At 70.0% G+C, this 7,016-nt stretch carries 4 protein-coding genes and 1 pseudogene; 3 read left to right on the forward strand and 2 right to left on the reverse strand.

Annotation, left to right across the window (positions count from 1 at the left end; translation table 11 throughout):
* Window positions 1–73 precede the first annotated feature (73 nt).
* Complete coding sequence (locus ACLJQZ_RS40980) at window positions 74–2,869, reverse strand: AfsR/SARP family transcriptional regulator (protein WP_410626265.1); 2,796 nt, start codon at window positions 2,867–2,869, stop codon at window positions 74–76.
* Window positions 2,870–3,097: 228 nt separating this feature from the next.
* Between ACLJQZ_RS40980 and ACLJQZ_RS40985 the strand changes: the two genes are divergently transcribed.
* Together ACLJQZ_RS40985 and ACLJQZ_RS40990 are read left to right on the forward strand one after the other, a co-directional pair.
* Complete coding sequence (locus tag ACLJQZ_RS40985; protein WP_410626267.1) at window positions 3,098–3,664, forward strand: hypothetical protein; 567 nt, start codon at window positions 3,098–3,100, stop codon at window positions 3,662–3,664.
* 427 nt (window positions 3,665–4,091) lie between these two features.
* A complete protein-coding gene (locus ACLJQZ_RS40990; protein WP_410626269.1) occupies window positions 4,092–4,460 on the forward strand; it encodes a DUF6355 family natural product biosynthesis protein in 369 nt (122 codons plus the stop codon).
* An 848-nt stretch (window positions 4,461–5,308) separates the two neighbouring features.
* Here the strand turns inward: ACLJQZ_RS40990 and ACLJQZ_RS40995 are convergent.
* Window positions 5,309–6,577 (reverse strand): IS110 family transposase, encoded by a 1,269-nt coding sequence (locus ACLJQZ_RS40995; RefSeq protein WP_410626271.1) that lies wholly within the window; start codon window positions 6,575–6,577, stop codon window positions 5,309–5,311.
* A 220-nt stretch (window positions 6,578–6,797) separates the two neighbouring features.
* Here ACLJQZ_RS40995 and ACLJQZ_RS41000 point away from each other — a divergent pair.
* A pseudogene (locus ACLJQZ_RS41000) lies at window positions 6,798–7,016 on the forward strand (IS256 family transposase); the annotation flags it as partial.

Consider the following 7,016-nt stretch of genomic DNA (forward strand, 5'->3'; position numbering starts at 1 on the left):
CACCGACCCGACCGCCCTCGTCCCAGGCAAGCCCGAAGCGATCGAGGAGAACGCCCGCGTAATGAACGCTTGTTCAAGGAGTGCCAGTGAGCTCCGCGAGCCGGGCGGCCAGTTCGTCGGCTTTGCCGTGCCGGTGCTGGCGGCGGTACAGGCGCACCGCGTAGGTCCAGGCTTCGATCGCCGGCGAGGGGCGGCCCAGCCGGAGGTAGCACTCGCCGAGCCGTTCGCGGGTCGCGGGTTCGGCGTAGGTGTTGTCCAGCTCGGACAGCATGGCGGCCGCGTTTTCGTAGTGCGTCGTGGCTTCGAGGAAGTCGCCGGTCGCCACGTCGAGCTGCCCCAGGCTGTCGCGAGTGGCCGCCTCGGTGTCCCGGTCGGCGAGCTTCCGGCTGAGCAGCAGCGCTTCGTCGCAGCACCGCCGGGCCCGGGGAAAGTCCCCGTTTCCCATGGCGTAGCAGCCAATTGCGTTGAGAACCTGTGCGATCCCGGCGTCGTTTCCCAGGTCCCGGTACAGGGTCAAAGCCTTCTCCGCTGCGGCTTCCGCTTCGGGGAAGGTTCCCCGTTCGCCGCGGGTCCACGCGATGACCTGCAGGGTCTGCGCCTGGGCGAGCCGGTCGTCGCAGTCCTCGGCGAAGGCCAGTGCCGCTTCGAGGTGCTCGCGCGCCCGTTCGTGCCGCCCAGCCCGGGTGTAGGCGCCCGCGAGCATCCGGTGGGCGAGCGAGCGCTGTGCCGGGGTGCCGATGTGCGTGGTGGCGTGCTGTCCCCGCAGCCAGCTGGCGAGGTGCTCGTCGGTGAGACCGCGACGGTGGTGGAAGGTGTGCATGGTCCAGGCCAATTGCCACGTTTCCTCGTGCCAGCCCGCCTCGACGGCCGCGCGCTGGGTGTCGAGCAGGCACCGGTGCTCGGCGTCGAACCACGCGATCGCGGCACCGCGATCGGCGAACCGCGGCGGCGCACCGGGGTGCGGCACGAGCGGGATGCGCCCCCGCTGGGGGTGCAGCACCTGATCGGCGGCGTCGGCGGCGTGCAGGGAGTACCGGGTCAGCTGGTGCAGCGACTCGCGGATATCGGCGGCGGGCAGCGCCTCGGCGCACCGCTCGGCGAGGTAGGCCCGCACCAGGGCGTGCATGCGGTATCGGCCGGGCGACTGTTCCAGCAGGGAAGCGTGGGCGAGGGACCGCAGTTCGCCGTCTACTCGGTCTGCGGGGATGTTCAGCAGGGCGCCGGCGGCGCTCCGGCCGATGTCGGGGCCGGGCGCCAGCGCGAGGAGCCCGGCGAGCCGCTGTTGCCGCGCGTCGAGGACGTCCCACGAGCACGACATCACGGCGCGGAAGCCGGAATCGGGGTCAGCCGAGTCGAGTGTGGCCAGCCGGTGCTGCTCGAGCTCTCCGGCGATCTGCGCGAGGGCGATCCGAGGTTGCAGCTGGACGAGCCCAGCCACGAGGCACAGCGCCAGCGGCAGCCCCTCGCACGCCGCCAGCAGCCGCGTGACGGCGACCGGGTCATCATCGGCTCGCCGGCCCACCGAGCGGTGGAGCAGGTCTCGGGCCGCTTCTCCGGCCAGCGGGTCCAAGGGCAGGTGGACCGCGCCGAGCCCGGCCAGCGCCCCGGCCAGCTGGTGACGGCTGGTGACGAGCACGCAGCATCGCGCGCCGGCGGGCAGCAGCGAGCGGACCTGGCCTGCGTTTGCGGCGTTGTCGAGCACGATCAGCAGCTGCTTGTCGTCGGCCAGGCCGCGGAAGAGGTCCGCCCGGGCCTCGGTGCCGGCGGGGATCTCCTCGGGCGCCACCCCTAGTGCTTCGAGGAACCGACGTAGCACGACGCGGACCGGGGTCGGTTCGTTCTTATGGTCGAACCCGCGCAGGTCCGCGTACAGCGAGCCGTCAGGGAACTCGTCCTGGTGCTGCTTGCCCCAGCAGAGCGCGAGGCTGGTCTTGCCCATCCCGCCGGGCCCGGCGATCGCGACCACCAACGGCCCGGTCGCCGCTTCCGGTTTTCGCTGCAGGCAGTGCGTCAGCTCGTCCAGTTCGGCCTCCCGGCCGACGAAGTTCGCGGTGACTGGCGGCAGCGACCGCGGTGGCGCGGATCGGCGTGGTGGCGGCGTCGGCGGTCCGGCGTGCAGCAGAGCGGGGTCCTGCCTACTGATCCGAGCGTGCAGGTTCTTGAGCTCAGAAGTGACCTCGACGCCGATCTGTTCCTCGAGGTTCTCCCGGAATGCCTGGTAGACGTTCGCCGCCTCGGTCGTCTCTCCGCTGCGGTAGAGCGCGATCATGAGCTGCCGGCAGAAGTACTCGCGCGTCGGCTCGCGTTCGGCCCACTGCCGGACCAGCGGGAGGATCTCCCGGTGTCGGCCCAGGTCGAGCTGGGCGTCGATGTAGAGCTGAAGCGCCTGCAGGTGCTGCTCGACCAGCCGCGCCCGCGGCGGCCCGAGCCCGGGCGCGGCGATGCCGGCGAACGGCTCACCACGCCACAGTCCGAGCGCTTCCTCCAGCCGCTCGGACCGGCCGAGGGCCGTATTTTCCTTGTCGGCCTGCCGCAGGAGAGCGTCGAACCGGTGGAGGTCGACGGCGCTGGGCGGAACGTCAAGACGGTAGCTGCTCCGGCCCACCGTGACGAGCAGCGTCTTGCCGGTGTCATTCAGCGCGGTGCGCAGGGACTTGATCGCTTGGTGCACGACCTCCCGAGGTTTGCCGGGCTGCTTGTCGTCGTTCTGTTCCCACAGGTCGTCGACGAGGGTGCTCAGCTGCACCGGGTGCCCTCCCGCGACCAACAGCAGGGCGAGCACGGCCTGCCGGTGTCCGGCGGGGATCGGCACTGGTCCCGACGCCGTCCGCACCTCGAAATCGCCCAGCAGGGCGAAGCGCGCTTCCATCGCCCTCCCTTGACTCGATGGCGACACACCTCCTTTCCATAGTGGCGACGGGTGAGGGTTTCGTCACCCCCTGCGACAAAGTTCCTAGAAGTGTCACTCAGCAGTACATCAGCGCGGATTCATCGGAGACTCAGCTGCGCCGCTCAAGGTGGACAGCAGCCGGGCTCCCGAGGCCCGGCCGGCGCCCCGGCGGTCCGCCAGCGCACTTCGTCCGACACTGGAGTGACCATGAAGATCCCGACTTACCTCGCGTCGGCCGCGGCGGCCGGAACGGTGCTCGCCACCGTCCTAGCCCCGGCGGCCAACGCCGCGCCGGCCCCTGCGGCGACGCACTCGGCGAGCACTCCGGCCCGTCCGGGCACAGGAGACCCGGTGCACGCCGGCTTGCCCACGCTGGGTACGGCCGTGCCCCGGCTTGACGCCCAGGAGCAGGCGGAATGGGACCGGCTGACCGCGACGCCCGAAGGCCGCGCCCAGGTGGTCGCCAAGATGCAGGCGGCGTTCCAGGGCCTGGCCACGGTCGGCACGGCCCGGCCCTCCGGCGGCGCCCACACCGACCTGGCGACGGGTATCACCGGCGACCACTTCTGGATCACGGCCTCGTACGCGGACGTGGTCAACGGCGCCATTGCAGTCGGCGTCCGGGCCTGCCAGACGAGGCTCCCGGGCTGGCTCTGCAGCACGGCGGGCACCCTGCTGACCAACTGGGCCTCCGGCTGGGGCTCGGCCAGCAACCACGGCGTGTGGGCGGCGATCTACTGGGCCCCGCCGCACGTCGAAGGTGGCCGCTGGTAGGGCAGGGGTCCCGGAACGCCCCACGGTGTATCGTCACCGTGGGGCGTTTCCCCGTGTCCGGATGCCCGTGGCTACCCGATCCCCAATCACTCGTTTGGCGGCTGAGCGAAACCCGCGCCAGCTTCCCGCTGAGATCGCCGTCGATTCGGACCGACTACCCGCTGATCGGCGAGCGTCCCAACGCTGCGAACGCGACCTGCGCCGATTGGGTCATGTCGACGCCTTGGCCACTCGCCGCTGTCGTTGCGGTCCGCTCGGGCCCACAGCTGAGTCCGCCATGCTCAGCCAGGGCGGCCACTTGCTGCCGAGGTCGCCAGCGTGGTTGTCGACGGCCGGCTAAACCGTGTCGCGGACCCATGCGTGGACGTACCGGGCGCCGCCGGCGCCCGGCGTCGATTCGGCGCTGTGCGAGAGGGAGGACGAATCCATGAGGGACAGGCATCTCACTCGAGGTGACAGTCGGACGGGAGCCCGGGCGAGCCGTCGCGTTCGCCCGTTCATCGCCGGTGCGGCCGCGATCGCCGCGGCGTCCGGGTTGCTGCTGACCGCGGCGCCGGCGGCGATGGCCAGCACCACGGTCTCGGCGGCGCCGGGCGCGGCGCGGATCGCCGCTGCGTGCGGTTACCGTGAGCAATCCCCGTTCACGTACTGGTACAACTGCCGATCCACGAACGTGAAGATCCGCGTCGACGTCATCCTGTACACGGACTACGACTACTGCGCCCTGCCCGGGGACAACCTGCTCGACAGCGGTGCCGCCCGTACCCGAGGCGCAAGGGAGATCGGCGGCTGCTGAGCCGCATGGCACACGGCGTGGGTTGACCGTAGGACGGCCTCGGCTATGGCGGTGATCTGGTCGTAGGCGCTCAGCAGGTCCGCTCGTCCAGCGGCCCGGAGGCCTCCTGCTCGTCGGTGACTGCTCGGTCGTGTCGGAGTCGCAGTAGGCGCGCTCGGCCAGGGCGGGCGCAACGGGCGTGACGATCGGCCGCGAACGGGCACACGAGGCCCCCCAGCCTGGCCGGCTGGGGGGCTTTCGCGACGGGTTGAGCCAATGTCGCTCGCCGTGCGCGGCGATCCGATGTTGCATCGACGGCCGGCCGAACGACTATCCCGTACGCGGTCGACGCGGTGCGGGCGCACCAGGTCCCGTCGGTGTGCATCAGCGCCGCGTCGAGTTCGGCAAGGTAGCCGGTCAGGGCTTGCTGCTGCAGCACCGTCGAACGCCAGCGAACCGCCGCGGTCCACCGCCGTCGACGGACGTCTTGTACTTGTACATCAGCACGCGCAACGCCTTACCGTCACAGCCGCTCAGCACCGGACAGCGGCGGAACTGCGACAGCTCGAAAGTTACGACGTAACTGAGCTTTCCGCTCCGGCGCCCCAAGAGAGGAGATCGAGGGAACGACGGGACTGTTCCAGGATCGGTGTTTCCGGCCCGACACCAGCGTAAGACGGATTTTGTCAAGTGGGTCGGGGGGCTCGTCGCCTCCTCGGCTCTACGTAGCTGGCAATGGGGCTGTTGGCCCGACAGCGCGCAATCGAGTTCGTGGAGGAGGCGACGGGCCTGCTCAGGGTGTCGGTCGAGGTGGTCCTCAACGCCGGGTTGAGCTTGGCCCGTCCCTGGTCAGGGTGTCGTGGCCGGGTTCAGGCGGCGGTCTGCAGTTCGATGGCGCCGCTGGCGGCCTGTGCGTTCCAGGGGACACGCTGGGTGACGATCACATGCAGCCAGCGCAGCAGCGCGGCGGCGAGTGCGGCGTGGGCCTGGCCGTGCGCGAGCGGGTTGTCCGGTCGGGTGGTCAGATGCCGGTAGCGGGCGGCGAGTACCGGGTTGTTCGCTTGGGCGCCCCAGACCGCCCGCCACGCGGCCAGGCGCAGTTTGGGTCGTCCTCGGCGGGCGATACGGGTCCGGCCCTCCATGGTGCCGCTGGAGTTCTGGCGGGGGCAGAGCCCCGCGTGTTTGACGACTGCGCGCGGGCTGTCGAACCGGTTCATATCCCCGGTTTCAGCGAGGATCGCGGCCGCACCGACGGCCGAGAGTCCCGGGATGGTGGTGACCAGGTCGGTGAGTTCAAGGTGGTTCAGGACGTCGACCATGCGAGTCTCCACTTCGGACAGTCGACGTTTAGTGGCGTGCCAGTCGGCGAGCACGAAGCCGGCTCGTTCGAGCGCGCCGATCCGTTGAGCGGTCACGCCGGCGCGGTCTGACAACGCGGTGAACACGGCGCGGACGATGCGCTGCCAGACCTGGCGTCCTCCCCAGTGCAAGACTTCTCGGTTGACTGCCCGCAGAAACCGATCGAAGCCCATTCTGGTCAGCCGTTCCGGCCGGCCGTGACAGCGCCCGAGCACCACGGTGAGCGCGGCGCACCAACTGTTGGACTCGAACGGTTTGGCCGCGCAGCCCAGTGCCGCTGGCCACGCGCACTCCAGCAGGTCGCGCAGCTGCTGCACGTCTGCGGTGGCCTCGGCGACCAGCCGCTCCCGCCGGGCACCGAGATGCCGCAGCCGCACCCAGGTCTCATCCGCCCGTTCCGGTACGTAACAGCGCAGTTCGCCGACCAGTCGCGCGATCAGCACGGCATCCTTATCGTCGGTCTTGTCACGCGTGTAATCTTCGCTTTCCCTTGCCCGGCCCACCAACAGCGGTTGGACGCACACCAGCGGCATGTCCAGTTCGGCGGCGAGCTGGTCGAGTACCCGCCACCGGTGCCCGGTCGGCTCACAGCCCACCGTGACATCGACGAACCCGCGCCGGCGCGCCACCTGGCGGGCCCATTCCAGTGCTGATCCCAGCCGCCACGCCTTGGCCCGGACCCGTTTGCGTGCCAGCACTCGTGAGTCGTGATCGGTCAGCACCATCGCCTGTTTCTCATCGGCGAGGTCGATCCCCAAAATCGCGTTCTGCGGCGGCACCAGCTGCCGCAGGAGGAGCCAACCGCTCGTTCCGGCGCTTGTCGCCGCGCGACAGGCCACTACCCTGGACCATGACGTCCTCCTCGATGTCTTGGGACTGCAAGCCCGCACACGACATCAGGAGGACGTCGTTCTGATCAACTCGCTTCGTCATAGTTCCCTTACTACGCCGGGCCAAGGTCCGGCGGGATGGGCACTGTGAGTGATGACATCTGAGGTTGTGAGTCCACGCAAGAGTGAGTCCCAGCCGGCGCGGGAGCTGTCGCCGGAGCAGGCCGCTGCGGCGGCGATGGTGGCCGAGGCGAAGGCCCGGGGGCTGGCGTTGACCGGCCCGGACGGCTTGCTGAAGCTGTTCACCAAGAACGTGCTGGAAACAGCGTTGAACGAGGAAATGACCGAGCATCTCGGGCACGAGAAGCACCAGGCCGAGTCGGGTCGG

It is taken from the genome of Amycolatopsis sp. cmx-8-4 (assembly GCF_046548675.1).
In the GTDB taxonomy this organism is placed as follows: Bacteria; Actinomycetota; Actinomycetes; order Mycobacteriales; family Pseudonocardiaceae; genus Amycolatopsis.